The sequence below is a fragment of the Burkholderia sp. Ax-1720 genome (assembly GCF_011753035.1).
GTDB lineage: Bacteria > Pseudomonadota > Gammaproteobacteria > Burkholderiales > Burkholderiaceae > Burkholderia > Burkholderia gladioli.
In genome coordinates this window covers 1-26,299 of sequence record NZ_VWWK01000074.1, presented here as the reverse complement: position 1 = coordinate 26,299, position 26,299 = coordinate 1, and the positions used below count along the sequence as shown (strand labels likewise).

General features: G+C 66.0%; 26 protein-coding genes and 1 pseudogene. 13 read left to right on the top strand and 14 right to left on the bottom strand.

The window, feature by feature from the left end:
- Window positions 1–156 precede the first annotated feature (156 nt).
- Window positions 157–1,935, bottom strand: a complete 1,779-nt coding sequence (locus F3J18_RS20870; RefSeq protein ID WP_166913958.1) for a S8 family peptidase — start codon at window positions 1,933–1,935, stop codon at window positions 157–159.
- A 592-nt stretch (window positions 1,936–2,527) separates the two neighbouring features.
- Between F3J18_RS20870 and hpaI the strand changes: the two genes are divergently transcribed.
- A complete protein-coding gene (hpaI, locus tag F3J18_RS20865) occupies window positions 2,528–3,325 on the top strand; it encodes a 4-hydroxy-2-oxoheptanedioate aldolase (protein ID WP_025099920.1) in 798 nt (265 codons plus the stop codon).
- Window positions 3,326–3,383: 58 nt separating this feature from the next.
- On the opposite strand, the gene F3J18_RS20860 is transcribed toward hpaI, so the two are convergent.
- Window positions 3,384–4,277 (bottom strand): LysR family transcriptional regulator, encoded by an 894-nt coding sequence (locus tag F3J18_RS20860; RefSeq protein ID WP_166913956.1) that lies wholly within the window; start codon window positions 4,275–4,277, stop codon window positions 3,384–3,386.
- Window positions 4,278–4,399: 122 nt separating this feature from the next.
- Here F3J18_RS20860 and F3J18_RS20855 point away from each other — a divergent pair, with 122 nt between their 5' ends.
- Window positions 4,400–5,461 (top strand): NAD(P)-dependent alcohol dehydrogenase, encoded by a 1,062-nt coding sequence (locus F3J18_RS20855; RefSeq protein WP_166913954.1) that lies wholly within the window; start codon window positions 4,400–4,402, stop codon window positions 5,459–5,461.
- 52 nt (window positions 5,462–5,513) lie between these two features.
- Here F3J18_RS20855 and F3J18_RS20850 read toward each other — a convergent pair whose 3' ends face one another.
- The 3 genes from F3J18_RS20850 to F3J18_RS20840 form a co-directional block, all read right to left on the bottom strand.
- Window positions 5,514–6,635: a porin gene (locus F3J18_RS20850; protein WP_166913952.1), complete on the bottom strand. Its 1,122-nt coding sequence runs from the start codon at window positions 6,633–6,635 to the stop codon at window positions 5,514–5,516.
- Window positions 6,636–6,690: 55 nt separating this feature from the next.
- Window positions 6,691–8,040 (bottom strand): aromatic acid/H+ symport family MFS transporter, encoded by a 1,350-nt coding sequence (locus F3J18_RS20845; RefSeq protein ID WP_025099923.1) that lies wholly within the window; start codon window positions 8,038–8,040, stop codon window positions 6,691–6,693.
- An 87-nt stretch (window positions 8,041–8,127) separates the two neighbouring features.
- Window positions 8,128–9,108, bottom strand: a complete 981-nt coding sequence (locus F3J18_RS20840; protein ID WP_036031502.1) for an amidohydrolase family protein — start codon at window positions 9,106–9,108, stop codon at window positions 8,128–8,130.
- 134 nt (window positions 9,109–9,242) lie between these two features.
- Here F3J18_RS20840 and F3J18_RS20835 point away from each other — a divergent pair, with 134 nt between their 5' ends.
- The gene (locus tag F3J18_RS20835; protein ID WP_236669420.1) at window positions 9,243–10,223 is read left to right on the top strand and encodes a LysR family transcriptional regulator; all 981 of its coding nucleotides are present in this window, start codon (window positions 9,243–9,245) and stop codon (window positions 10,221–10,223) included.
- A 358-nt stretch (window positions 10,224–10,581) separates the two neighbouring features.
- On the opposite strand, the gene F3J18_RS38585 is transcribed toward F3J18_RS20835, so the two are convergent.
- Complete coding sequence (locus tag F3J18_RS38585; protein ID WP_275691122.1) at window positions 10,582–10,716, bottom strand: hypothetical protein; 135 nt, start codon at window positions 10,714–10,716, stop codon at window positions 10,582–10,584.
- Between the two features lie 343 nt (window positions 10,717–11,059).
- Window positions 11,060–11,893 carry a hypothetical protein gene (locus F3J18_RS20830; RefSeq protein WP_152554446.1) on the bottom strand — a complete coding sequence of 278 codons (834 nt, stop codon included), beginning with the start codon at window positions 11,891–11,893 and terminating at the stop codon, window positions 11,060–11,062.
- A 437-nt stretch (window positions 11,894–12,330) separates the two neighbouring features.
- Here F3J18_RS20830 and F3J18_RS20825 point away from each other — a divergent pair, with 437 nt between their 5' ends.
- The 5 genes from F3J18_RS20825 (at window position 12,331) to F3J18_RS20805 (ending at window position 16,715) form a co-directional block, all read left to right on the top strand.
- Window positions 12,331–12,471: a hypothetical protein gene (locus F3J18_RS20825; protein ID WP_017919173.1), complete on the top strand. Its 141-nt coding sequence runs from the start codon at window positions 12,331–12,333 to the stop codon at window positions 12,469–12,471.
- A gap of 109 nt (window positions 12,472–12,580) precedes the next feature.
- Window positions 12,581–13,252 (top strand): alanyl-tRNA editing protein, encoded by a 672-nt coding sequence (locus F3J18_RS20820; protein ID WP_166913950.1) that lies wholly within the window; start codon window positions 12,581–12,583, stop codon window positions 13,250–13,252.
- 536 nt (window positions 13,253–13,788) lie between these two features.
- The gene (locus F3J18_RS20815) at window positions 13,789–14,781 is read left to right on the top strand and encodes a TRAP transporter substrate-binding protein (RefSeq protein WP_166913948.1); all 993 of its coding nucleotides are present in this window, start codon (window positions 13,789–13,791) and stop codon (window positions 14,779–14,781) included.
- Between the two features lie 94 nt (window positions 14,782–14,875).
- Window positions 14,876–15,355 carry a TRAP transporter small permease gene (locus tag F3J18_RS20810; RefSeq protein WP_013690060.1) on the top strand — a complete coding sequence of 160 codons (480 nt, stop codon included), beginning with the start codon at window positions 14,876–14,878 and terminating at the stop codon, window positions 15,353–15,355.
- A 7-nt stretch (window positions 15,356–15,362) separates the two neighbouring features.
- On the top strand, window positions 15,363–16,715 hold the full coding sequence (locus F3J18_RS20805; protein ID WP_017919171.1) for a TRAP transporter large permease: 1,353 nt from the start codon (window positions 15,363–15,365) through the stop codon (window positions 16,713–16,715).
- 145 nt (window positions 16,716–16,860) lie between these two features.
- Here F3J18_RS20805 and F3J18_RS20800 read toward each other — a convergent pair whose 3' ends face one another.
- From F3J18_RS20800 to F3J18_RS20790, 3 genes are all read right to left on the bottom strand, one after another.
- Window positions 16,861–17,142 carry a hypothetical protein gene (locus F3J18_RS20800; RefSeq protein ID WP_166913946.1) on the bottom strand — a complete coding sequence of 94 codons (282 nt, stop codon included), beginning with the start codon at window positions 17,140–17,142 and terminating at the stop codon, window positions 16,861–16,863.
- A 334-nt stretch (window positions 17,143–17,476) separates the two neighbouring features.
- Window positions 17,477–18,520, bottom strand: a complete 1,044-nt coding sequence (locus F3J18_RS20795) for an AraC family transcriptional regulator (RefSeq protein WP_166913944.1) — start codon at window positions 18,518–18,520, stop codon at window positions 17,477–17,479.
- A 97-nt stretch (window positions 18,521–18,617) separates the two neighbouring features.
- Window positions 18,618–19,310, bottom strand: coding sequence for a hypothetical protein (locus F3J18_RS20790; protein ID WP_240156416.1), 693 nt, complete (start codon window positions 19,308–19,310; stop codon window positions 18,618–18,620).
- 112 nt (window positions 19,311–19,422) lie between these two features.
- On the opposite strand from F3J18_RS20790, the gene F3J18_RS20785 reads away from it, so the two are divergent.
- Window positions 19,423–19,806 (top strand): ATP-dependent protease, encoded by a 384-nt coding sequence (locus tag F3J18_RS20785; RefSeq protein ID WP_123038174.1) that lies wholly within the window; start codon window positions 19,423–19,425, stop codon window positions 19,804–19,806.
- 113 nt (window positions 19,807–19,919) lie between these two features.
- Here the strand turns inward: F3J18_RS20785 and F3J18_RS38255 are convergent, their stop codons facing one another.
- Both F3J18_RS38255 and F3J18_RS20780 read right to left on the bottom strand, forming a co-directional pair.
- On the bottom strand, window positions 19,920–20,048 hold the full coding sequence (locus F3J18_RS38255; RefSeq protein ID WP_013690065.1) for an HHHH-motif protein: 129 nt from the start codon (window positions 20,046–20,048) through the stop codon (window positions 19,920–19,922).
- Between the two features lie 279 nt (window positions 20,049–20,327).
- Window positions 20,328–20,846, bottom strand: coding sequence for an Lrp/AsnC family transcriptional regulator (locus F3J18_RS20780; RefSeq protein WP_025099936.1), 519 nt, complete (start codon window positions 20,844–20,846; stop codon window positions 20,328–20,330).
- 192 nt (window positions 20,847–21,038) lie between these two features.
- On the opposite strand from F3J18_RS20780, the gene F3J18_RS20775 reads away from it, so the two are divergent.
- The 3 genes from F3J18_RS20775 to F3J18_RS20765 all read left to right on the top strand — a co-directional run bounded on the left by F3J18_RS20775 (window position 21,039) and on the right by F3J18_RS20765 (window position 24,103).
- A complete protein-coding gene (locus F3J18_RS20775) occupies window positions 21,039–22,055 on the top strand; it encodes a 1-aminocyclopropane-1-carboxylate deaminase (RefSeq protein ID WP_166913942.1) in 1,017 nt (338 codons plus the stop codon).
- 155 nt (window positions 22,056–22,210) lie between these two features.
- Window positions 22,211–22,984, top strand: coding sequence for an SDR family NAD(P)-dependent oxidoreductase (locus F3J18_RS20770; RefSeq protein ID WP_017919165.1), 774 nt, complete (start codon window positions 22,211–22,213; stop codon window positions 22,982–22,984).
- A 54-nt stretch (window positions 22,985–23,038) separates the two neighbouring features.
- Window positions 23,039–24,103 carry an L-idonate 5-dehydrogenase gene (locus F3J18_RS20765; RefSeq protein WP_025099938.1) on the top strand — a complete coding sequence of 355 codons (1,065 nt, stop codon included), beginning with the start codon at window positions 23,039–23,041 and terminating at the stop codon, window positions 24,101–24,103.
- A gap of 137 nt (window positions 24,104–24,240) precedes the next feature.
- Here the strand turns inward: F3J18_RS20765 and F3J18_RS20760 are convergent, their stop codons facing one another.
- Together F3J18_RS20760 and F3J18_RS20755 are read right to left on the bottom strand one after the other, a co-directional pair.
- Window positions 24,241–25,098, bottom strand: coding sequence for an ABC transporter permease (locus tag F3J18_RS20760; RefSeq protein ID WP_166913940.1), 858 nt, complete (start codon window positions 25,096–25,098; stop codon window positions 24,241–24,243).
- Entirely contained in the window at window positions 25,091–26,185 is a 1,095-nt protein-coding gene (locus F3J18_RS20755) for an ABC transporter substrate-binding protein (protein ID WP_345892526.1), read from the bottom strand. The genes F3J18_RS20760 and F3J18_RS20755 overlap by 8 nt, the downstream gene beginning before the upstream one ends.
- Between F3J18_RS20755 and F3J18_RS38250 the strand changes: the two are divergent.
- A pseudogene (locus F3J18_RS38250) lies at window positions 26,177–26,299 on the top strand (M20/M25/M40 family metallo-hydrolase); the annotation flags it as partial. The gene F3J18_RS20755 and the pseudogene F3J18_RS38250 sit on opposite strands and share 9 nt — an antisense overlap.

Here is a 26,299-nt window from a genome sequence, read left to right as displayed (position 1 = left end):
GTCATGAAGCGGCTCGGCGCGTTGCAGGGCGAGAGCCCGAAAAAGCAACGCCCGCGCAACGCAGGAGCGTGACGCGGGCATCGCGGGATCGGCATCGAACCGCGATGCCGTGACAGGGATCGTTACCGCCTGGAGGACTCAGCTGGCGTGCTTGCCTCAGTTGGTTGCGGACGCAACCGCCGCGCCGGCATCCATCAGGCCCGCGCCCGGCGCCATCGCCGTGCACGAGGAGGCGGTGGTGGCCGCGATCTGCGACGGGCGCGCGGTGGCCGCGAGCTTCTGCGAGATCTGCGCGGGCGTCAGGTTCGGGTTGCGCGTGAGCATCAGCGAGACCACGCCGGCCACCTGCGGCGCGGCCAGGCTGGTGCCGCTGTTGAGCTGGTAGGTGTCGCTGCCCGGCGAGGTGGTGCCGGTGTTGCTGGTCGACAGGATGTTCGAGCCCGGCGCGCTCAGCGTGATCTCGCTGCTGAAGTTGCTGTACCAGGCGCGCTTGCCGGTGCTGTCGGTGGCGCCCACGGCCACCACGCCGGTGCAGTTGGCGGGACGGTCCTGCGCGTTGGCCAGGCCGTCGTTGCCGGCGGCCACCACCACCGTCACGCCGCGCGCGATCACGTCGTTGACCGCCGACTGGAAGGTGCTGCCGCAGGGGCCGTTGCCGCCCAGGCTCAGGTTGATGACCTTGGCCGGCGTGGCATTGTCGGGCACGCCCGGGATCGAGATGCCGGCCGCCCAGCGCATCGCGTCGGCGATGTCGCTGGTGGTGCCGCCGCACTTGCCGAGGGCGCGCACCGGCTGGATCTTGCCGAACCAGTTGGCGCCGGCGATACCGGTGCCGTTGTTGGCGGTCGCGCCGATCAGGCCGGCCACCTGCGTGCCGTGCCAGCTGCTGTTGCTGGGCGCGCTCGCGCAGTTGTAGAACGGGCTGCTGGTGTCGCTCAGCTCGGACTGGGTGACCCAGTCGCCCGGGTCGGTCGCATCGGCGCTGCGGCCGTGGCCGTTGTTGCCGGTGTTGACGTCGCTGATGAAGTCGTAACCCGCCACCAGGTTGCCGACGATGTCGGCATGCGGGCGGTAGCCGGTATCGATCACCGCCGTGACGAGGTTCGAGGCGCCGGTGGTGAGGGCCCAGGCGGCCGGCATGTTCACGCCGATCGCCGTATTGAAGTCGTTCCACTGCTGCGAGTACATCGGATCGGACGGCGTGACGGGCGCCAGGTCGCTGGCGAACAGGCGTCGATCCGGTTCCGCGTAGGCCACGTCGCTGTCGGCCGCGAAGCTCTGCGCCAGCGTGGCCGCGTCCGTGGCCGCCACGCGCTTGCCCAGCGAAACCACCGCCGAGCCGTCCGACATGGTGCGTTCGAACTGCACGTTGTCGAAGCTCGGCAGCGAGCCGCCGTTGCCCGAGGAGGCGGCCATGATGCGGGCCTGCGAGCGCTGGCTGTTCCATTGTGTCAGCACGCGGCCGATCAGGTTGCTGATGCGGGTGCTGTCCGGCGCGGCGGCGGCCATCACGCGCGCGCCGTTGGCGCTGCTGGCGGAGGTGGCCGGCGCGAGCTTGACGATCAGGTGGTCGACCGGCGCGTCGAACGGGCTCAACGTGCTCGGTGCGTTGCTGGTGGGGGTGCCCGTCGAGTTGCCGGAGGAGGTGCTGGTCGAGGTGTTGGTCGCGGCGGCATTGCCTTGCGAGGCCGCCAGCGTGGTGGTGCACATCTGCGAGGTGCTGCCGGAAGCGCCGGTGCCCGAGCTGGACGAGGTGGTGGTGGTGCCGCTGCTGGTGCTGGCCGCGGCGCCCGCCGCCGGGCTGGGCGAATCACCGCCGCCGCCACCGCCGCAGCCGGCAATCACGGACGCGATCAGCGTCATCGACACGACGGAGGCCAGGGTACGGATCTGGCCCGGGCGAAGCTGGGCAGGGTGGAAACGCTCGATCTTCATGGAATCACTCGTTCTTTTATCTCGCAACCGCAATCCCGCGGTCAGGGCGGCCGGTTTCCGACGAGACGGCACGACACCCCGGTCGCGCCTGCCGCCATCGCCTTGATGGAAACCAGTCCGTATCTCCTCGCGCCGCGCTGACGCCAGCGACGCGAGCTACTGATCCGGGTAACGGCGGCGTTTAACATTTCTTAATGGTTGAAGCTCGAATCTTGTCCGGCGAAACGGCGCGCTATTCCGGGGCCGGAACGCAATCCGGGAAATGCATGAAAGGATTGATTTCGATCCTTTGAAAAGGACCGCAAAGACCCCGCTACTCAAGGGATTCGAGGCCATGCCAAAAAACCGGGAAAACCGAAAAAGATTTATGAAAGTCGCCGGGGATTGGCGGGCAGCTTGTCAATCGTCAGAACAATGGGCGGGTGCAAAGTCGGCAATCGGGATGGCGGGAAGCGGGCGGGGATGGGCTGCGCCGAGGCCCGGTTCGCGGCGTATTCGCGCGACCGATGCGATCATGGCGGGGGCGCGGCGATGCCGGGCAGGGCGCCGCGATGCTTCCGATCGAACCACGCACGACGAGGAACCTTCACCGATGACCGCCAGTTCCCCTTATGGATTGAACCGCTTCAAGGCCGCGCTCGCGGCGCGACGCCGGCAGGTCGGCTTCTGGGTATCGATGGCCGAGCCCTACCTGGCCGAGATCACCGCCACGGCCGGTTTCGACTGGCTGCTGATCGACGGCGAGCATGCGCCGAACGACGTGCGCAGCATCGTGGCGCAACTGCAGGCCGTGGCGCCGTATCGGGCCGAGGCGGTGGTGCGGCCGGTGGAGGGCAGTACCGCGCTGATCAAGCAGTTGCTGGACGCCGGCGCGCGCACGCTGCTGGTGCCGATGGTCGAGACCGCCGAGCAGGCGCGCGAACTGGTGGCCGCGGTGCGCTACCCGCCGCGCGGCGTGCGCGGGGTGGGCAGCGCGGTGGCGCGCGCCTCGCGCTGGAACCAGCGTGCCGACTATCTCGACCTGGCCGACGAGGAGGTCTGCCTGCTGGTGCAGGCCGAAAGCGCGACCGCGCTGCGCAACCTCGACGAGATCTGCGCGGTGGACGGCGTGGATGGCGTGTTCATCGGCCCGGCCGACCTGGCCGCCTCGATGGGCCACCGCGGCAACGCGCGGCACGCCGACGTGCAGTTCGCGATCGACGACGCCATCGCGCGCATCATCCGCGCCGGCAAGGCGGCCGGCACGCTGACCGACGATGCGGCGCTGGCGCGCCACTATCTCTCGCTGGGCTGCCTGTTCGTGGCGGTTGGCGTGGACGTGCTGCTTTACGCGAACGCGGTGCGCGCGGTGGCGAATGCCTTCGAGGTGGGGCCCGGCGCCGAGCATTGAGGCGGGGCGGCGGTGCCGTGCCGAGCGGCTTCCGGCCCGGCGCCGGCGATCGCGCGATCTAGTTGTCGAAGCGGATTGCGTCGATCAGGACACGCAGCACCGGGCGAAGCTGCCGCCGGTTGGGGTAGTACAAATAGCAGGCCTCGTGAAGCACATGCCAGGGCTCCAGCACCTCGACGAGACTTCCTTCGGCGAGCTGGTCGGCAACCTGCTCCTTCAATAGATAGGCGAGCCCCGAGCCCGTGAGGGCAGCCTTGATCAGCACGTCGATGTCGTTGGTGATGAAGCTCGGCTCCACCACCACGCGATGCCTTCGACCGTTCTTCTGGAACTCCCATTTCAACAGCTCGCCTGATGTCGGGTAGCGCCATACCAGGCAGCGATGCTGCTGCAGGTCCGAAGGGAGCCGGATCCGCGGCGTGCGTTCGAAGTAACCGGGCGTGGCGACCACCGCCGTCCTGAATTCAGGGCTGATCCTGACGGCGACCATGTCTCGCGCGACGTGTTCTCCGTGACGAATGCCGGCGTCGAACCCCTTCGCGACGATATCGACGTCGCTGTCATCGACCGTGATGTCCAGGACCAGATTCGGAAAGCTCGCGCCGAGTTCGGCAAGTGCGGGAAGCACGTGCAGCAGCGCTGCGCTGCGATGCGTATTGATTCGAACCACGCCCGACGGATCCTCCCGTTCCTCCGCCAGGCAGGCCAGGCCGTCCTCGATCTGCGCCAGCGAGGGCTTCAGCTGGACCAGCAGGCGTTGGCCGGCGGACGTGGGGGCGACGCTTCGCGTGGTCCGGTTCAGGAGCCGCACGCCGAGGCGTTGCTCCAGGAGCCGGATCGCATGGCTCAGCGCCGAGCTGGACAGACCCAGGCGCACCGCGGCGCGCGTGAAACTCCCTTCCTCCGCGATCACCGCGAATGCCATCAAGTCGGCGAGATCTTCTCTTCGCATTGCTGAGCCACACTCATAAGATCATCCCATTTATCCCATCTTATCGTGGAATGGCTGGCTTGGGACACTAGCCAGCGTCGACGTACCGAACCCGAATCCCTTCCGAGGAAACAAGCAAACCCATGACGACTTACGCCTATGCCGCCCAGGACGCGCACAGCGCGCTCGCCGAGTATTCGTTCGAGCGCCGCGAGACCCGCGAAGGCGACGTTGCAATCGACATCCTCTATTGCGGCGTCTGCCATACGGATCTGCATTTCTCACGCAACGACTGGAACGTGTCCGCTTATCCGCTCGTTCCCGGCCACGAAATCGTCGGGCGGGTACGCGAGGTCGGCTCGGATGTCACCAGGTTCGGACCCGGCGACCTGGTCGCCGTAGGCACCTTGGTGGACAGTTGCCAGCATTGCGACATGTGCCGCAAGGATCTCGAGGTCTATTGCCGCGAGGGCGTGACGCCCACCTACAACGGTCGAGACAGGATTTCGGGAGGCATGACGCTCGGCGGCTTCTCGAACAACATCGTGGTGCGGGAGGAGATGGTGCTGCGGGTTCCGGAGAATCTCGATCCGTCGCGAGTCGGCCCTCTGCTCTGCGCCGGGATCACCACCTATTCGCCGCTGCGAACCTGGAACGTCGGGCCCGGCAGCCGCGTGGCGGTGGTCGGGCTCGGTGGGCTGGGTCATCTTGCCGTCAAGTTCGCGGCCGCGCTCGGGGCCGACGTGACGGTGATCTCGCGCTCGCCGGGAAAAAGCACGGATGCGTTGAAGCTCGGCGCCGATCGCGTCCTGATCTCCACCGACCAGGACCAGATGGTGGCCGCCGCGTTCTCATGCGACCTCATCATCGACACCATTCCCTACGAGCACGATCTTGCGCCGTATATCGACTTGCTCGACATCGACGGCACCATCGTGGTGGTGGGCGCATTGAGCACCACGCCCGCCTACGACAACACGCCGGTCATCATGGGGCGCCGGCGAATTGCGGGCTCCGCGGTCGGCGGCATCAAGGAGACCCAGGAGATGCTGGATCTCTGTGGGAAGAAAAACATCCTCCCGGAGTGCGAGATCATTCCCATTCAACAGATCAACGAGGCGTTCGTGAGGATGGAAAAGGGCGACGTGCATTATCGCTTCGTCGTCGACATGAGCACGCTCGAGGTGCGAGACTCGGTCCAATGAAGTCGCTGCGTCGTGCCGGACGGCTTCCTGCCCGGCACGACGCCCGCCCGCTTCAGAACAGGTGATGGATGCCGGTGACGAAGGCCAACTGGCGCGGCGTGCCCGAGGCGCCGACCGAGAAGATCGATGCGCGCGCATCGGTCGTGCCGGTGGCCTGCTGCGCGACCGCCTGCAGATAGACCTGGGTCGACTTCGACAGCGAGTAGACGTCGCCCAGCGTGGCCGTCAGGTAGTGCCGGCCGATGAAGCCGGTGGCCGCGATGCCGCCGACGATCGCATTGGCCGGCGTGCTGAGCCAGGTCGCGCCGGTTTCCCAGGTGCGGTAGCTGTCGGCGAACGAACCCGAGACGATCCGCACGTAGGTGAACACCGCGTGCAGCCGCAGGCGGCCGAAGTCGTAGCGCGCGCCCACGCCGGTGTTCTCGATCTTGTCGGCCACGTAGGACAGGGCCGGCTTGCCCTGGAAGCTGCTCAGGCCGAGCCCGGCGGTGGTATCGCCGAGCATGGGGCCGAGCGCGCGATTGTGCTCGTTCACGTAGGCCGCCGCGATCGCCAGCGGCCCGTTGGTATAGCTGGCCGCGCCGCCGGCGATGCGCCCGTTGGAGAAATCGCCCGCCACGCCGCCGAGCCCGTAGAGCAGGCCGAAGGACAGCCCGTTCCAGACCGCCGAGCGGTACTTGATCAGGTTCGCTTCCTGCGCCGAGGTGGTTTCCACCAGCCCGTCCAGGTTGCCCGGATGCGCGGCCAGCAGGTTGTTGCCCTGGAAGTTGTTGCCGAGCGGCGCGACCCAGTCGTAGTTGAACGAGCTCTGCTCGCCGAGCGTGAGCGTGCCGTAGCGGGTGGACGAGAGGCCGACATAGGCCTGGCGGCTGAACAGCGTGTTGGCGCGCGCGAGGGCGCCGTTGTTGGTGAAGAAGCCGTTCTCGAGGCGGAATACCGCGCTCCAGCCGCCGCCGAGCGCCTCGGTGCCGGTCAGGCCGAAGCGATCCGGCTGCGCGACGCCCTGTAGCATGGCGACCTGCGAATGCCCGTCGCGGTTGTTGACGTGGGCGACGCCGGCGTCGAGGCTGCCGTACAGCGTCACGCTGCTCTGCGCGAAAGCCGCCGGGCAGGCCGACGATATCAGTAGTGCGAAGGGAATGGCCGCGCGCGGGCGGCCGATGAACGGAACCATCGGGATCTCCTGGATTGTTATGGAAGGCGCGGCGGCGGGCTGCCGCCGCGTGCCGTCATTCGACGGCTTCGGCGATGCGCGGCGCGCGCAGGTAGTGCAGGCCCATCACGCCGATCGCGGCGGCGGCGCAGGCGATCGGCACGATCAGCAGCATGAACACGCTCGCCAGCCCGATCGCGCTGGCGATCAGCAGCGCGCCGATGAAGGAGCCGGCGATCGCGCCGAGCCGCCCGACGCCGAGCGCCCAGCTCACCCCGGTGACGCGGCTGCCGGTGGGATAGAAGCCGGCGGCCAGCGCGTTCGCGCCGGTCTGCGAGCCCGCCACCGCGAAGCCGACCCCGAAGATGCCCAGCGAGAGCGACAGCAGCTCCTGGTAGCGCCAGGCCACCAGCAGCACGCAGAGGATGCCGGCGCCGTAGGCGCCCACCAGCACCGCGTAGGGGTTGCGGCGGTCCATGGTGCGGCCGATCAGGACCGAGCCCACCGTGCCGCCGAGCTGGAACATCGCCGTGACGACGGCGGCCTGGGCCAGGTCGAAGCCGGCGTCGCGGAACAGGCTCGGCAGCCAGTTGGTGACCAGGTAGACCACCAGCAGGTTCATCCAGAACACGCACCAGAGCGCCAGCGTGCCGAACTTCAGCGCCGGCGCGAACAACTGCGCCACCGGCGAGCGGCCGGCCAGCCCGGCGGGTTCGTCCACCACGAAGCGGTGCCCGGCGTCGGGCGCCTCGCGCGAGATGCGCCGCAGCAATGCGGCGATGGTGTCGGCCGGCGCCTGGCGATGGATCAGGAAGCGGATCGACTCGGGCAGGGCCGCCAGCATCAGCAGCCCGAGCGCGAGCGGCAGCACGCCGCCGATCACGAACATCGCGTGCCAGCCGTGGCGCGGGATCACGTGCGCGGCGACGAAGCCCGCCGCGGCCGAGCCGAAGGTGAAGCCGCAGAACATGGTGGTGACCACCAGCGCGCGGCGGCTGCGCGGGCTGTACTCGGAGGTCATGGTGATCGCGTTGGGCATCGCCGCGCCCAGGCCGACGCCGGTCAGCAGCCGGCACAGCGTCAGCAGCGTGATGTTCGGCGCGATCGCCGAGAGCAGGCTGAACAGGCCGAAGCCGAGCACCGAGCCGGTCAGCAGGCGCTTGCGGCCGATCCGGTCGCCGAGCGGGCCGGCGAAGAACGCGCCGATCGCCAGGCCCGCCAGCCCCGAGGCGACCAGCAGGGTGACGGCGGTGGTGGAGGGATGCCAGTCGCCGCGCAGCGCGGGGACCACGAAGCCGATCAGGGCGGTGTCGAGGCCGTCGAGCGCGACGACGGCGAAGCACAGCGTGGCGATCGCGAACTGGAAGCGGGAAAACCGCTGCGCGTCGAGCCAGCGCTGCACGTCGAAAACGTGAGCGGGTTGCACGGGGATGTCTCCTGGTCTGTCTTGTCGTTGTGTTGCGCGCGCGGCTCGGCGCCTGCCGGTGCCGCGCGCGTTGCCGCCGGGCGCGTGTCAGTCGAGGCGGAACAGGCGCCGCGCGTTGTCGCGGCCGATCTTCTGGCGGTCGTTGTCGTTGATTTCCGCGCGATCGAACCACTGCGCCGCTTCCTCCATGGTCTCGAACGGGTAGTCGGAGGAGAACAGCACGCGGTCGCTGCCGATCTCGTCCATCGCGTTGCGCATCGCGATGGTGCGGAAGTTGCCGCTGGTGGTGAGGTTGAAGTTCTCGCGGAAGTAGTCGATGAAGGGCCGCGTGGCCTTCACGCCCAGCGGGTTCTTGCCGTTCGCCGAGGCCCAGTGCGAGGTGCGCCAGATGTTGTTCTGCACCAGCTCGCCGAGGTGGCCGAGGATGATCTGCAGCTTCGGATGCGCGTCGAACAGGCCGCTGCCGATCAGGCGCAGCGCATGCACGCCGGTTTCGGGCGAGAAGGCCCAGGCCGGGCCCATCAGCCAGGGATGGCCCTCGATCGAGCGCTGCTGGCTCGGCAGCGGATTGCGCGGATGCAGGTAGAAGGGCACGCCGAGCCGCTCGACCTCGGCCCAGAACGGCCAGTATTGCGGCAGGTCGTAGTAGGTCGAATCGTCCTCGCTGCCGACCTGCGAGAAGCCGTTGACCAGCGCGCCCTGGAAGCCCAGTTCGCCGACCGCGCGCTCGAGCTCGCGCGCGGCCGCTTCCGGGTCCTGCAGCGGCAGCGCGGCGAAGGCGCCGAAGCGCTCGGGGCGGCGCGCCACCTGTTCGGCGAGCAGGTCGTTGGCGCGGCGCGCCACGTCGATCGCGCGCTGGCGATCGGTGATCGCCTGCACGGCCGGCGCGTTCAGCGAGAGGATCGCGTAGCCGATCCCGCAGGCGTCCATGCGCTCGATGCGCTCCTCCTGGAAGTCGAGCAACTGACGGCGGCGCACCTGCCAGAGGTCGTGGGTGAAGAAGCGTTCGGAATCGCCGATCGTGTCCGGCGACGCGAAGTGTTCCTCGAGAGCAATCTTGTTGTCCATGTGAGATCCGGGAGGGTTGAGGGTAAACCACGGGGGCCGCGCCGTTGGGGCGTCTGGCCCGGGTCGATACCAGCTTAGGGATCGCGGGGGGCTCTGTTAAATTGATCGTCTGAATGCCGGCATTCAGCGCATCAATGACCCTCGTCCTCCCCGCCACGCCAATGACGCACGACACCGCGCTGCGCAATATCGATCTCAATCTGCTGCTCGTGTTCGACGTGCTGTATCGCACGCGCAGCACCACGCGCGCGGCGCAGGCGCTGCACCTGACCCAGCCTTCGGTGAGCAACGCGCTCAAGCGGCTGCGCACGCTGTTCGACGACGTGCTGTTCGTGAAGACGGCCGAGGGCATGCAGCCGACGGCGCGCGCCGACGAGATCGCGGCGCTGGTGGATCCGGGGCTGGCTTCGTTGCGGCTGGCGATGCAGGCCGGCAAGCCGTTCGAGCCCGAGGCGGCCGATCGCACCTTCCATCTCTACGTCAGCGACCTGGGGCAGGCGATCTTCATGCCGCGGCTGGTGGCGCACCTGCGCGAGGTGGCGCCGGGGCTGAGGATCGTGACCAGCGACCCTTCGCTGGACGATGCGCAGCAGATGATGAAGCTCGGGCAGATCGACCTGGCGATCGGGATGTTCCAGGGGCTGCACGACGACTTTCACCAGCAGCGGCTGTTTCACGAGAGCTACGTGGCGCTGGTCCGGCATGATCATCCGGCGATCGGGGAGCGGCTCTCGGCGGAGCGCTTCTTCGCGGCGGAGCATGTGGTTTACACGCCGACGGCGGGGAGCCATGCGCGCTTCGAGGCGGCGCTCGACGCGCTCTCGGGGCCGGGCGGCAGGGCGAGAAGGGTGGCGCTGCGGCTCGCGCATTCGTTCGGGATCGAGCGGATCGTGGCGTCGAGCGATTTGGTGGCCTGCGTGCCGAGCAGGTTGGCGCGGGTGCTGACCCGGCCGGACGTGCGCGCGCTGGCGCTGCCGTTCGATATCGCGCCGACCGATATCGCGCAGTTCTGGCATGAACGGTTTCATCGCGACGAGGGGCATCGATGGTTGCGGACGCTCGTTTATCGGCTGTTTCATGACGCGAGCCCGAGTGCGCTGGACGGGGCGGCTTGAGGGGGCAGGCTTACGGTTCTTTCGGGCCGAGCCCGGCGCGACAAGGCTGCGGCGGCTTTCGGGGGGCGTTCGCGGGCGTTGGCCTGTTACGGCTGTAACGTGACGCAAGCGCCGCCTGGCTTGGGGTGCGCAGGTTTCGCCAAGGCCGGTTGTACATCGCGAAAGATCCGGTAAGACACGGAAATTGCATCCGCGCCCGCAAATTCATACAGTGACATGCACTCTTTCCCCAAAGAGTGTTATCGAAACGCGGTTGGCCTCGACTCCGGATACCCGGGTCGAGGCGTTTTTTTGTTTCCTGGCAGTTTGGGGCAACGGCGCGCTTTGTAGTGCAGCATGCCAGCATGAACTGAGAAGATCACGTCGCGTCGCGAGGGCAGGACGGCGAGCTATTTGCAGGATCGATCAAATCGGCGATACCGAGATGCTGTTGCGGCAGTTTCAGCTTCAAATCCGAGCTGAACCATCCTGGTCGTGTATCGGCATCGCTCACGCTGCTCGCTGCTAGTCGCGCAGATTTGTCGACTTATTTTTTCAGCATGGATGCGCAGAAAGCAGGACGTTGCGTTGCAAGCCGAGTGTCGATGCGTTTCGTCAATGCGTCGTTGGCATCGTCATAACACTGTTGGAGAATCATGCTGCAGCCGGCTTGGCAGCTTGCTTGATCATGTTCGACGCGCTAAAAGCAGGCCTGGAATTCTCGAGGTTCGACATCGGCGTGAGCCCCCCCCAGCGACCAAGGTCAAGACCGGAGCAGCCAAACGGACGTTTCTCGATTTTGTGAGAAGTTGAGAATACTCGTTATGCGATGGTTCAGTATTGAAGTTTCTGCACGTTCACCTTTTGATGTGAAATAGCGCTGAGCAATTTTTCGCGTTCGATATTACCCGCGTTTTTTTCTCTATATCCCAAACTCCTGGGTACGCGTCTTCCCCACAATCTGTATTCCCGTCGACGGCAATGTAGCGACCATCTGGCGAGATCATTGATGCACCGGCGTCGCCTGAGGAAGTGAAGGCCCTCTTTTGCAAATAGGAAATATTTTTCCCCTCGATATAGGAGCCGTCCATGCTGACTAGATTCTTTCTGCTCCCGACTTTTGCTACTGTTGCCAAGTATGCGGTGGGGGCAGTACTTACAAAATCCAGTGCGACGTATATCCCTTGGGACAGGTTGATGTCGGATAACACGCCAACACCGGCTGGGATCTGTTCGGTATGAAGAGGGGTGCCTTCGGTGCATGCCTCGATTTTCGATATCGGCACATAGCCGCGCTCGGAAACGATCAATGCCGATTCGTCGTGGCTTTCAATTGCAGATGTTGGTATTTTGTCGAGGGGGCAAGTTTTTTGCGTGCCATCAATGAATACCACGATGGAGTTTCCAAGAATTGAAAAAACACGGCTTGCACTAGCGGTGTCCATGGCTGTTAACGCAGCGAGCAATCCTGCCAGCAGTACAAGGCGCACAGGGCCGGATTTGTTTTTCTGCCTGTGCAATGACCGACTGCGCTTGCGGCTCGTTTGAACCTGAAAATCAGCTTCGGGTTCGCAGCGGGCCGCCAGTGCCACCTGTATCGCATGGTATGACCGGGAGGCTTTCGTCTCGGATCGGCTGTCTGGTTGGATTGGGCTGGTACGAAGCGCCAGTGTTGGCTTGGTCAGGTTCATTCGCTCTGCATTTCTTGATTGTGGGAGCCTGCCAGGCAATCGGCACGCACATTGCTGGCATATTCGAGCCCTTCGGGAGGGACCATCACATGGTACATGCCGGATAGTCGATCATCGCTCGATGGGCGGCATTGCCCCATCGCACTGGCACGATCCAGACGACTACGCATGCAGGACGGTCGTTGATCTGGCCTGCTACGTTCCGGCTGGCCTCCTTTTCAAGGATAGATCGCTGCGTCCTCGAAATAGCCGGTACCCACATTCGCCACGAAGCAGAAGTCAGCCGTGCCTCGCATCCAGCGAAAACCAAGAAGTGTAATGCCCGCCCCCGAATCACACCCTCCACGCCCTCACGGCCCCCCCACCAAACCATGCGAAGATGCCCCTTCCCATACCCCGCACCACGCCCGCCGACCGGGCGCCAGCACGGAGACTCGATGAACGAATGGTGGACCGGCGCAGCGGCCGCGGCCTGGCGGACCGGCTTGTGGGATTTGCTCGAGCGCCTCTGGGAATTCCTGGTGCTGGTGTTCCACTTCCTGCTCTGGCTGCTGCGTTTTCTGGGCGGCGGGGGGTGAGCGGCCTCGATCCGGAAAGCAAGATTTCCGCAGGAATATACAAGACCACGCGTTTTGGCCCGGCTAATCTCACGGCTCCTTATCCAGCCTCTCCGCCGCCGCGCCAGCCATGCCCACCCGTAAACGTTTCTGGGACGACCCCTACCTGACCCACCTCGATACCACCGTGCTCGCCGTCGACGGCCAGCGCGTCCATGTCAGGGAAACCATCTTCTTCGCGTTCTCGGGAGGGCAGGAGAGCGACACCGGCACGCTCGGCGGCTACCCCGTGCTGCATGCCGACAAGGAAGGGCTCGACCTGGTCTACACGCTGCCGCCCGATCACCAGCTCCGCGCCGGCGACGGCGTGGCGATCTGGATCGACGGCGCGCGCCGGCTCGGCCTGATGCGCCACCATTTCGCGGCGGAAATGATCCTGCAACTGGTCTACCGGGCGCGCCCGGGCATCGAGCGGATCGGCGCGCACATCGCGGCCGACAAGGCCCGCATCGATTTCGCCAGCGACACCAGCCTGAGCCCGCTGCTGCCGGAACTGGAACAGGAAGCGGCCAGCCTGGTGGCTTGTGCCTTGCCGATCCACACCGCCTTCAGCGACATCGACGCCGAGCGTCGCTACTGGCAGGTCGAAGGCTTCGCCTCGATGCCGTGCGGCGGCACGCATCCGCGCACCACGGCCGAAGTCGGCGCGCTCACGCTCAAGCGCCGCAACACGGGCAAGGGCAAGGAGCGCATCGAGATCGTGCTGGCGCCCCTTGTCGGCAGCGCTTTGAATCGAATTTGAAATCGAATCGACGGCTTACGGTAAGCCGGCAATCGGACGTCATGAGTCATTGATGGGACGTCATTCATCCGCATCGGGCGCCGCCAAGGCGCCCGATTTCGTTTCAGGGGCGGAAACGAAACGAGGTTAACCCGCAATGATCAGTTGTCTAATGACATATCCGGAAGCGTCCCAAAACGCAAAAGAATTTGTCTTCGAGGCTCGGGGCCGGCCGCGTCCCGGCAATCGAAAAAATATCACAACTAGCTGAAATATAAGAAAAATAGCTTTTTGTGACGGACCTGCGGCATCAACCCTCTGCGGGTATGCACCAAGTGTACAAGCGTGGTTCCGCCCCGATAGACTCGCTCCCTAGTTGTACGACGTGAGACAGCGGGTGGGCTGCCTGACGGTGGTCAGACGACAACGATGCAAGATGCCGGCCGAGCCGGTCCGCGGGGTGAGCTCCGGACCGATCCTGCCGGGCCCGAGGCGGTAGCGCCCGGGCGGGCAGGCCGGCACATCCAACACGCGATATACCCAGAGGAGACTTGACCATGAAAACGATCTTCACGCGCAAGCGCGTCACCGTAGCGATCGTCGCGGCACTCGCCGCCGCCACGACGCTGTCGGCCGAGGCCCGCGTCTTCCGCTCCGCCGATGTCCACAGCGACAACTTCCCGACGAACATGGCTGTCAAGTTCATGAGCGACGAGATCAAGAAGGCGACGGACGGCAAGGATTCGATCAAGGTTTACGGCAACAGCGCGCTCGGTTCGGAAAACGAGACGGTCGACCAGGTGCGCCTGGGCGCGATCGACATGGTTCGCGCCAACGGTGCCGCCTTCAACGAGATCGTGCCGGAATCGATGATCCCGTCGTTCCCGTTCCTGTTCCGCGACATCGAGCACTTCCGCAACGTGATGTACGGCCCGGAAGGCCAGAAGATCCTCGACGCGTTCAAGGCCAAGGGCATGATCGCGCTGACCTTCTATGAAAGCGGCGCGCGCTCGATGTACGCCAAGCGTCCGATCAAGTCGCCGGCCGACATGAAGGGCCTCAAGGTGCGTGTGCAACCTTCGGACCTGATGGTCGACGAGATCAAGGCGATGGGCGGCACGCCCACGCCGATGCCGTTCTCCGAGGTCTACACGGGCCTGAAGACGGGCCTGGTGGATGCCGCCGAGAACAACCTGCCGTCCTACGACGAAACCAAGCACTACGAAGTGGCCAACGTGTTCTCGGAAACGCAGCACGCGATGACGCCGGAAGTGCTGGTGTTCTCCAAGAAGGTGTGGGACACGCTGAGCCCGCAGGAGCAGACGATCATCAAGAAGGCGGCCGCCGATTCGGTGCCGTACTACGTGCAGCTCTGGACGGCGCGTGAAGGCGATGCGCGCAAGGCCGTGCTCAAGGGCGGCGCGACCATCGTACCGGCCGCGCAGATCGACCGTGCCGCGTTCGTGAAGGCGATGCAGCCGCTCTGGACCAAGTACGAGAAGACCCCGATGATGAAGCAGATCGTCGACGAGATCCAGGCGATCAAGTAATACGCGGCGCGCGGCCCTGCAAGGGGCCGCGCCAGCGCCCCGGCGGCCGCGCGAGGTTTCGCCGGCCGCCTTTTCTGTCCGATGAGGTTCGAAAATGAGGTTCATCAAGCACTCGAACGACGTGCTGTTCATGGCGCTGGCCGTCATCGCGTCGGCGAGTCTCGTCGTGCTGACGGCGCTCGTGTTCTACGCGGTCGTGATGCGCTATGTGTTCAACAACGCCCCTGATTTCGTCGAGCCGATCGCGCTGCTGCTGGTGATCGTGATCGCGATGTTCGGCGCCGCGATGAAGGTGCGCGACGGCGGCCATATCGGCCTCGACTCGTTCGTGCGTCGGCTCTCGCCCAAGGGCCAGTCGATCATCCACGGCTTCCAGCACCTCTGCCTGATGGCGTTCGCGGTGGCGCTGATTCTCGGCTGCCTGGAGATGGCCGAAACCACCTTCGAGGACCGGATTCCGATCATCGGCCTGCCCGAATCGGTGCGCTACCTGATCCCGCTGCCGGCCGGTATCGCCATCATCCTGTTCTCGCTCGAGCACCTGCTTGCGCTGTGCAAGCGCAACCGAACCTGATCCACACATGGAACTCGCAATCCTCTCCATCAGCTTCCTGCTGCTGCTTTTCCTCGGGGTGCCCGTCTCGTTCGCGCTCGGGCTCGCGTGCGTGGCCACCTACCTGGCCGAGGGCCTGCCGATCGCCACCTCGATGCAGTCGGTGATCTCCGGGATGAACGCGTTCTCGTTCCTGGCGGTGCCGTTCTTCATCTTCTCCGGCGAGCTGATGCTGCATGGCGGCATCGCGGACCGCATCCTGAAGTTCGCGCAGGCGATCGTCGGCCACTTCCGCGGCGGCCTGGGCATGGCCAACGTGGTGGCCTGCACGCTGTTCGGCGGCGTGTCCGGCTCGCCCACGGCCGATACCTCGGCGATGGGCGGCGTGGTGATCCCGCTGATGAAGCGCGAAGGCTACAGCGCCGCCTACGCGGTCAACGTGACCACCCACGCCTCGCTGGCCGGCGCGCTGATGCCGACCTCGACCAACATGATCATCTACGCGTTCGCCGCGCAGGGGATCACGGGCATGCTCAACGGTCATCCGGTGAGCGGCGTGTCGATCGGCGACCTGCTGTTCTCGGGCCTGCTGCCGGTGCTGTGGGTGATGGGCTTCGTGCTGATCGCCGCCTACTGGCAGGCGCGCCGCTACGGCTTCCCGCGCCGCGAGGACGGCAGCACGGCGCTCTTGAAGTTCCCGGGCTGGTACGCGGTGGCACGCTCCTTCGTGGGCGCATTGCCGGGCCTCGGCGTGATCGCGATCATCCTGGTGTGCGTGGCCAAGGGCATCGCCACCGCCACCGAGGCGGCCGCGATCGCGGTGGTCTACTCGCTGGTGCTGACCATCTTCGTGTATCGCACGCTGACCATGAAGAAGCTGTGGCGCGCGCTGTCGCACGCGGCTCGCACCACCGGCGTGGTGCTGCTGCTGATCGCCGTGTCCAACATGCTGCGCTTCCAGATGTCCTACCTGGAGATCCCGGACGCGATCGAGCACCTGCTGCTGCAGTCGAATGCCCAGCCCTGGTTGATGCTGCTGTACATCAACATCCTCCAGGTGTTCCTCGGCACCTTCGTGGACATGGCGGCGCACATCCTGATCACCACGCCGCTGTTCCTGCCGATCGCGATGGCTTGCGGCGTCGGCCCGGTGCAGTTCGGGATCATGCTGCTGCTGAACTGCTCGCTCGGCCTGGTGCATCCGCCGATCGGCTCGGTGCAGTTCGTGGGCTGCGCGATCGGCGAGGTGTCGATCGGCGAGACCACCAAGACCGCCTGGCCGTATTACCTGGCGATCTTCAGCGCGATCAATATCGTCACCTACTGGCCGTTCTTCTCGACCTGGCTGCCGAGCGTGATCAGCGGACATCCGGTGTTCTGATCCGATCCGACTGCAACGGATGGGCCGACGGCGGGCGCGGAGCAATCCGCGTCCGCCGTCTCGTTTTCGGCGGGCATGAAAAAGGCCGCATTGCTGCGGCCTGTTTGCATGGCGGCGGGTTCTGTTCAAACCCGCGTCGCGATCATCAATTCCACCAGCCTTGCCCGGAAAGTCCGCAGGCCAGTTCCTCGATGCCGCTGCGCCACCACCACGAATCGGAGCAGGAGTTGACGAGCGCGGTCTGGAATCGCGCCGGTTCGGAAACCGCCGGGCTCGGCGGTGCCGTGAAGGCGACGGCGCCTTGCAGGGGCGTGGCGCCCGTCGGCACGAGGGCCGCGGCCGCGTGAGTCGGCGAGAGGGACGCATTCACCGAAGCCATCGCCAGCGGGGCGGACAGCAGCGATACGGCGGCCAGCACCGCGGCCACATGATTTGCACAAGGAACATGACGCATATTCTTCTCCGGAAGTAATAGACGACCACTTGTCGATTTTGGAATCTCAATCCCCCATTGAGATGCAGTTGATAATTTGTTGTGCGCAACAAAAAAGCGGTCTCTCGCGCATCCGGATCGCGTTCATTCGATATTTGATTTTGGGTCCTGCGGGGCGCCGGCACGTGCATGGGTACGAACGGCGACCGTCCTTTCACGCGGAAAAAATCATCTCGGACGTAAAAATGGTAGCAGCTACGCCGCGGGGATTTTTGCCCCAGCGTCTCCAAAGCTTGACGCTGCGTTTCGACGAAGGTTCGACGAAGGATCAGGAATCCAGGCGATCGAGCACGTCGCGCAACGATCCCGCGGAATGTTTCGCGGGTGACGAAATGGGCAGGCGAGCCTCGCGCGAGGCGGCGCGCTCGCGAGCCTCGCTGGGCGAACAACCGTAAGCATTTCGGAAGCTTCGGCTGAAGTGGGATTCGCTCTTGAAGCCATATTGGAATGCCAGCGTCGACAGGCGCTGCCGGCTCGATCCGGCTTCCTCGAGAAGCTTGCGGATCTTCACCAGGCGGCGATGCTGGATATAGGCGGCAACGCCTGTCTCGCGCGAAAACAGCCGATACAGATGCGCGCGCGAGATGCCGATGTCGCGGCAGATCCGCGATGGCGTGAGATCCGCCGACTTCAGATGCGCATCGATATAGGCACGCACCCGCAACATCACGGCCTGGTCGATTTCCACCTCGGCCTCGCCGAGCGTGCGTGCCGTCGGCGTCAGCGCGGCCGATACCAGCGCCAGGGTCGCGCGTTCGACGTTGGGCATGTCGGCGGGCGCCAGATGCGGCAATTGACGTTGCAGCGCGAACAGGTGATCACCCAGCAAGGCGCTCAAGGGCCCTTGCAGGACGGCGCCGTGCAGGTTGGCGGATCGGATGGGGGCGGGCAGCAAGTCCCGCGCGATCGTCAGGATCAGCGTGTCGCCCGCGACGATTTCCGAATCGAGCTCGTAGGCCAGATCCAGTACGTAGAGATTCGACGCCTCGGCGTGAATCGGCGTGCGCGCCGCGTATCCCGACAGGGAGTGGGTGATGCCTAGGCAGACGTAGAAGTGATCGAGGCCGTCGCGACGGATCATGGCCGGCGATCGCTTGACGCCGTAATGCACCGGCTCATGTTGGCCGATCCACTTGCCGCATCCCATCAACAACGAGCCGACATAACCGGTGCTCAGGTCGTAATTGAAACGATGGGCCAGCGATCGTTCGATCTCGACATCGAAGATCGCGTTGACTTCGTCTCGCCAGACCTCGAATCGTTGCTCTGCCGAGTAGGCATCGGTGCGGAAGCGATAGAAAAAGGGATTCAATCGTGATTCTCCTTTTGCCGGCTCGACTGCGAGGTTCCATGCCGTGATATTGCCTCGTTTCACTCCATGCCGAATCGTGTCGCGCGTGCCGACACCGTTATCGTGCGGCCGGCTCCGAATCCGCCGCCTTCAAGCGATCGCTTCTCACCCAGCCCTCGACCGGGCCATTTTTTCTCGCGCTCAGGTAAACGACGGAGGTAAAGCCCCGATAGGTTCGATCGGCCTGGACGGATTCGCCGCTCAGGATGAACACGCCGGGCATCCTGCATGAATCGTCGGGGGCCGAGTGGAACGGCAGTCGCCCGTTTCCGACCACGATCATCCTGCCTTGGGTTGGCGGCAGACGAGTCGATGCCTGCGAGGCTTGCTCGTCGAGAGCGTCACAGCGTTGCGTCACGCCCGGCGCCTCACGAAGACAATCCGAAACGAATTTCCGGTACTTTGCCTGATCCACCGCGAGCAGGTCCGGGTGATCGGGATCGCGCGTCATATCGAGAGCCTTCATCGCCCTGGTATCCAGGTTGACCCAGCCGATCGTCACCTGGTCGTCGGGATTGTCCGCGCCCTTGGCGGGCAGGGACAATCTCACGCTGTAGACGCCGTCGGATTCATCGGCGATGCCCACCTGGATATCCTGCTTCTTCAGCGAACTGCGCTCTAGCGGGGGCAGGATCAAGGCGCTCAGCTCGCCGCTGCAGACTTCGGGCGAGGCATGGGCGAATGCAGCGCCCGAGGCAAGCATCGCGGCGCAGAGAACAGCGTGCTTCATCGCAATCCGGTGGTTCGGCATGGTGGGTAATGTCGTCGGTGGAATGGCTGCGGGTGATGCAGGATATCAAGCTCGTCGCCTACCCAGGATGCGAGTCGTGAGATGATGCGCCACGACTACGATGGGATGGAACATGGCAACGACCTTCGATGAAGCAACCGCGGCGGCGATCGCCGCGTTTGCCCAACTGGATTTCCACACCGCGGCGCAGGCGATGCGTGCCGAAGCCGACTACGATCACGAGCGCGACCAGTGGATCACGCGCTATATCGACGAACAGGGCGGCGGCGAGGACGACGACGAATACGATGCCCTGCACGAGGAAGCCCAGACCACGCCGGAGTTCATGCAGTTCATCGATGCCGCGCGCAAGGAAATCCTCGATTACTTCGGCGTGACCGACGAACAACTGGACTGGGTGATCCTGCTGCGCGAAGACGACAGCGACGAGCTGTGGGCGGAGGTCAACCGGCAGCGCAACGCGCTGGGAACCGGCGAGGTGCGGGGGGATCTTTGAGCTGGTGAATCAAAAGCAAAAGCGGCGCCGAGGCGCCGCTTTTTTCATGGCGGGCGACCACCCGAGTCGCCACGGGCCGGCGCATTCGCGCCGACCCGTCGAATCCGTGAGACTTAGTGGACCCAGTGGCAGCTACGGTGATGATGATGGTCGAAATGGCAGACCTTGTGCGGGCGGGCTTCCGCGTTCGTCACGAGGAGGGCGAGCGTCACGGCCAGGGCCGAAGCGAGCAGAGTTTTCATGGGTGTGTCCTGAGCGGAGTGGTGTGGTTTTGATGGCCGGAACCCGCCTTGCCGGATCGGCTCGAGGCCTTCTCGACGCGGTGTTCCGGGTTCGTCGTCGAACGCTCACGATCATACGAACAGGCTCTATTTCAGGTGCAACGGTTTGTAACCGCGCATTTAATCCAGCATTCAAATGGCTTGCAATCGCGTCCGCCGGCATCCGCCGCGAACCGGATAAAGTCGGGCGAAGGCAAGCCCCTTGCAGGTTTGCGGGAGGACGCAAGGACGGTTCCCGGCTCACACGGGAAATTGCGTGGTCGAGAGGATTTCCTTGAGCACGACGAAGGTGCGGATCTGGCGCACGCCGGGCAGGTAGAGCAACTGCTCCGCGTGCAGCCGGTTGAAGGTCTCGCTGTCGCGCGTGCGCACCAGCATGAAGGCGTCGAATTCGCCGGTCACCACGTGGCACTCCATGCAGCCCGACACCTTCTGCGCGGCCTTCTCGAATGCCGCGAACGACTCCGGCGTCGAGCGGTCGAGCACCACGCCGATCATCACCAGCATGCCGGCATTGAGCGCCTTCGGTTCGAGCAACGCGACGATGCCGCGGATCAGCCCCGCTTCCTTGAGCTTCTCCACGCGCCGCAGGCAGGCGGGCGGGCTCAGGTTCACGCGCTCGGCCAGCGCCACGTTCGAGATCGAGGCATCGCGTTGCAGCGCGCGCAGGATCGCGCGATCGACGCGATCGAGTTCGGCGCCGGCAGCCACGGCGGTGGCGGCACGGGCGGTCGGTGATGTTCTTTTTGTTGCACACATGGCGTCGATTTCCTAATGAAATTCGGCTTGATTATCCAATGACTTCAGAAACAAAGAAAATCGGCGTCGATTTCACAACCCTGATTCGTTCGATCGCTTCTACGATATTTGCGTCGTTTCGATGACAGGCACGGAGGCCGGCACCGTCCACGTCGCGAGCACGCATCCATCCCATCAAGCCAGGAGCGAGGCATGAACCTTCAGAAATTCCCGCGTTACCCCCTGACCTTCGGCCCGACGCCGATCCAGCCGCTCAAGCGCCTGAGCGCCCATCTCGGCGGCAAGGTCGAGCTGTTCGCCAAGCGCGAGGATTGCAACAGCGGCCTGGCCTTCGGCGGCAACAAGACCCGCAAGCTCGAATACCTGATTCCCGACGTGATCGCGCAGGGCGCCGATACGCTGGTCTCGATCGGCGGCGTGCAGTCGAACCAGACGCGCCAGGTGGCGGCGGTGGCGGCGCACCTCGGCATGCAGTGCGTGCTGGTGCAGGAGAACTGGGTCAACTACTCGGACGCGGTATATGACCGGGTCGGCAATATCCAGATGTCGCGCATGATGGGCGCCGACGTGCGGCTGGTGCCGGACGGCTTCGATATCGGCATCCGCAGGAGCTGGGAGGAGGCGATGGCCGACGTGCGCGCCAAGGGCGGCAAGCCCTATCCGATCCCGGCCGGCTGCTCCGAGCATCCGCTGGGCGGCCTGGGCTTCGTCGGCTTCGCCGAGGAAGTGCGCGCGCAGGAAGCCGAGATGGGCATCCGCTTCGACTACATCGTGGTCTGTTCGGTGACGGGCAGCACGCAGGCCGGCATGGTGGTGGGCTTCGCCGCCGACGGCCGCGCCGATCGCGTGATCGGCATCGACGCCTCGGCCAAGCCGGCGCAGACGCGCGAGCAGATCCTGCGCATCGCGCGCGGCACCGCCGATCGCGTCGAACTGGGCCGCGATATCACCGAAGCCGACGTGGTGCTCGACGAACGCTTCGGCGGCCCCGAATACGGCCTGCCCAGCGAGGGCACGCTGGAGGCGATCCGGCTGTCGGCGAGGTTCGAGGGCATGCTGACCGACCCTGTCTACGAGGGCAAGTCGATGCACGGCATGATCGAGAAGGTGCGGCTCGGCGAGTTCCCGGCCGGCTCCAAGGTGCTCTATGCGCACCTGGGCGGCGTGCCGGCGCTGAGCGCCTACAGCTACCTGTTCCGCGAGGGTTGAACCGGCGGCGGCGCCTCCCGCGCCGCTTGATCACGATCCGTGATCACACGATCAGCAAAGAGCATTGGCGGCGTCCGCCAGCCTGCGGTTTACTGAGCGCCCGCCGCAGCGCGTCGATTTCCGGCCGCGCGCGGCGAGCACCTTCGGAGACAGGCATGGCAGACGTCAACAGCCTGTTCCGGCTCGACGGGCGCCGCGCGCTCGTGACCGGGTCGGGACGCGGCATCGGACTCGCGCTCGCGCGCGGACTCGCGCAGGCAGGCGCCAGCATCGTGATCAACGATCGCAATCCGGACAAGGCGGCCACGCTCGCGGCCGGCTTCCGCGAGCAGGGCTTCGAGGCCTCGCACGCGGTGTTCGACGTGGCCGATTCGGAGCAGGCCACGGCCGCTATCGACGCCTTCGAGGCGGGCATCGGCGCGATCGACATCCTCGTCAACAACGCCGGCATCCAGCGTCGCGCGCCGCTCGACCAGTTCGAGGACGCCGACTGGCACGCGCTGATGCGCGTCAACCTGGACGGCGCCTTCATCGTCTCGCGCGCGGTCTCGCGCCACATGATCAAGCGCGGCCGCGGCAAGATCGTCAATATCTGTTCCGTGCAGAGCGAGCTGGCGCGGCCCTCGATCGCCCCCTATGCTGCCTCCAAGGGCGCGCTGCGCATGCTCACCAAGGGCATGTGCGCCGACTGGGCCCGCTACGGCATCCAGGCCAACGGCCTCGCGCCCGGCTATTTCGAAACCGAGCTGAACCAGGCACTGGTCAACGATCCGGCCTTCAACGACTGGATCTGCAAGCGCACGCCGGCGGGCCGCTGGGGGCGCGTCGAGGAGCTGTGCGGCGCGGCCGTGTTCCTTGCCTCGTCGGCGGCCGACTTCATCAACGGGCAGACGCTGTTCGTCGACGGCGGCCTGACCAGCACGGTCTGAGCCGGCGGCCCGGTACAAGAATACATCCCGAATCCAGGAGCAGGAGGAAACACCATGAGACTGCGTTGCATGTGTCTCGTCATTCACGCACCGAACGATCTGCGCTACGAGGAGGGCGAGGTCGAGGCGCCGGGCGCGGGCCAGGTGCGCGTGCAGGTTGCGATGGGCGGCATCTGCGGCTCGGACCTGCATTACTTCCGTCATGGCGGCTTCGGCGCGATCCGGCTGCAGCAGCCGATGGTGCTCGGCCATGAAGTGGCCGGCACGGTGGTCGAGGTGGGCGAGGGCGTGACGGCGGTGAGCGTCGGCGATCGCGTCGCCGTCAATCCGAGCCGGCCTTGCGGCAAGTGCAAGTACTGCCTCGAAGGCTTGCCGAACCAGTGTCTCGACATGCGCTTCTACGGCAGCGCGATGCGCATGCCGCATATCCAGGGTGCGTTCCGCGGCGCGCTGGTGTGCGACGCCGTGCAGTGCGTGAAGGTGGCCGACCATGTGCCGTTCTCGCTGGCCGCGATGGCCGAGCCGTTCGCGGTCGGCCTGCATGCGGTGTCGCGCGCGGGTCCGCTGATCGGGCGGCGCGTGCTGGTGTCGGGCTGCGGGCCGATCGGCGCGCTGGCCGTGGCCGCCGCCAAGGCGCATGGCGCGCGCGAGGTGGTGGCCACCGACGTGGTGGACGAGCCGCTGGCGGTGGCGAAGGCGCTCGGCGCCGACAAGGTCGTCAACGTCGCTGCCGATCCGGAATGGACCCGGGCCTACGCGGCCGACAAGGGCAGCTTCGATGTGATGCTCGAATGCTCGGGCAACGAGCGCGCGCTGCGCGACGGGCTCGAGGTGCTGCGCCCGCGCGGCGTGGTGGTGCAGCTCGGCCTGGGCGGCGACGTGGCGATTCCGCAGAACGTGGTGGTGGCCAAGGAACTGACGATTTGCGGCTCGTTCCGTTTCCACTCGGAATTCGCGCTGGCGGTGCAGTTGATCAACGAAGGCCGGGTCGATCTCGCGCCGGCCATCACGCGCGTGTTCCCGGCGCGCGAGGCCAACGAGGCCTTCGCGCTGGCCGGCGATCGTCGGCGCGCGATGAAGGTGCTGATCGACTTCGAGGACGCCGTCGCCGAAGCCTGAACGACGGGATGGATGGGCCGCCTCGCATGAGGCTGCCCGAGAAAAATTCGACATGGCGGCCGTCGAGCACGCCGTGCGGAACCTGAGAGAACCCGCGGGAAGCCGCGCTAAGGCAGCGCTAGAGCAGCGCCTTCGCCTTACCGGCCATCCTCCGCCGAGCCGCCGCCATTGAGCCGCGCGGCCAGCGAACGCGCCGCCATGTCGAGCGCGAAACCGAGCACGCCGATCACCAGGATCACGGCCGCCAGCTCCGAGTAGGCGAGCCGGTCGCGCGTGTCGAGGATCAGGTAGCCGAGCCCGGAGCTCACGCCGATCATCTCGGCGGGCACCAGCACGATCCACAGAATCCCGATCGCGAGCCGAACGCCGGTCAGCACATGGGCGGCGATGCCGGGCACGTAGATGTGCCACAGCATTTCGGCGCGCGTCGCGGCCAGGCTGCGGCCCAGCTCGATCCAGCGCCGGTCGAGCTGGGCGACGCCGGCCGCCGTGCTCAGGATCAGCGGCCAGACCGCGGCGAAGGCCAGCAGGAAGATCACGGCGCGATCGCCCACCCCGAGCGACATCACCGCGACCGGCATCCAGGACAGCGGCGAGATCATGCGCAGGAACTGCAGCGTCGGCGACAGCGCGTGCTCGAGCCAGCGCAGCCGGCCGATCGCGAAACCGGCCGGCACGCCCACCAGCAGCGCGCAGCCCAGGCCCGCCGCGATGCGGCGCAGGCTGGTGGCGACGTGCGTGAGCAACTGGTCGTCGCGGACCAGCGCCGGCAGCGCCTGCCAGGCGCGCAGCGGCGAGAATTGCGCGACCATCGCGTTGTTGCCGGCCAGCAGTGCCACCGCCAGCCACCAGATGCCGAGCGCGGCGAGCAGGCCGGCGATACCGAGCAGCGGGCCGCGCAGGCGCGAGGCGGCGCCGGAGCGTGGCGCGACGCCGCCGCCCTGCGCCGCCGGCAAGGCGTCTTCCTCGCGCCTGGCGGGCAGCACGCTAGACAAGAATCGTCTCCTTGCGCGCATAACCGGCCGGTAGGCCGAACGCGGCCATGCCGCCGGCCGCCTCGATGCTCTTCTTCACGAAGCGATCGTCCACCAAGTCGCGTGCCGCGAAGGCCGGATCGAGCTGGGCCAGGAAGCCGTTCGCGCCTTCGGTCTGCGTGGTCTTCAGGCGGCGCACCAGTTCCTCCGTGTAGCTCGGGAACGGATAGGGCTGGAAGTCGATGCGCTTCTCGTGCCAGTCGGCGTGCTGGATCGCGCGATCGCCGAGGTGGCGGCCCTCGTCGCCGGGCGGCGGCGCGAGCACCCGCCCGAGCAGGGCCGAGGCATGCGGCGTGTAGTGGTTGGCGCCTTCCCTGGACAGCAGCTTCGCCGCGTCCTGCGGATGCGCGCGGGTCCAGAGCTGGGCCTTGACGATCGCGTCCACCACCTTCTGCGACCAGCCCGCGCGCTGCGTGAGGTCCTGCTCGTGCATGAAGATCGTGCAGCAGGCGTGATTGCGCCAGACGTCGCCCGTGAAGCGCAGGACCTTGCCGATGCCGAGCTGCTCGGCCGCCGCGTTGAACGGCTCGGCCACCGTGAAGCCGGCGATCTGCCTGGCGGCCAGCGCGGGCGGCATGTCGGACGGCGCCATCACGATCAGCGCGACTTCCCTGGGGCCCGGCGCGGCACCTTTCTTCAGCACCGGCTGCAGGCCCTGCGCGCGCAGCATGTCCTGCAGGATCACGTTGTGGATCGAATACCAGAACGGCACCGCCACGGTCTTGCCGCCCAGGTCGGCCAGCGAATTCACGTCGGGCGCGACCGTGATCGCCGAGCCGTTCACGTGGTTCCAGGCCACCACCTTGGCCGGCGCGCGGCTGCCGTAACGCGCCCACAGCGTCATCGGCGAGAGCAGGTGGACCACGTTGACCTGCCCGGACAGGAAGGCCTCCACCAACTGGGCCCAACTGCGCAGCAAGGTCGGCTTCTCGGCATGCACGCCGGCCGCCTCGAAATAGCCGTTCGCATGCGCCACCAGCAGGGGCGTGGCATCGGCGATCGGCAGGTAGCCGATCCGCACCGGCGCGTCGGGCTCGGCTTCGCGCACGCGAGCTGCGTGCCGGGGCGCATGCACGCCTGCGGCCACGACGGCCATACCGCCATGCTGATGGGCGCGGCCCGGCACCTGGCGCGAACGCGCCGCTTCGACGGCACGCTGAAC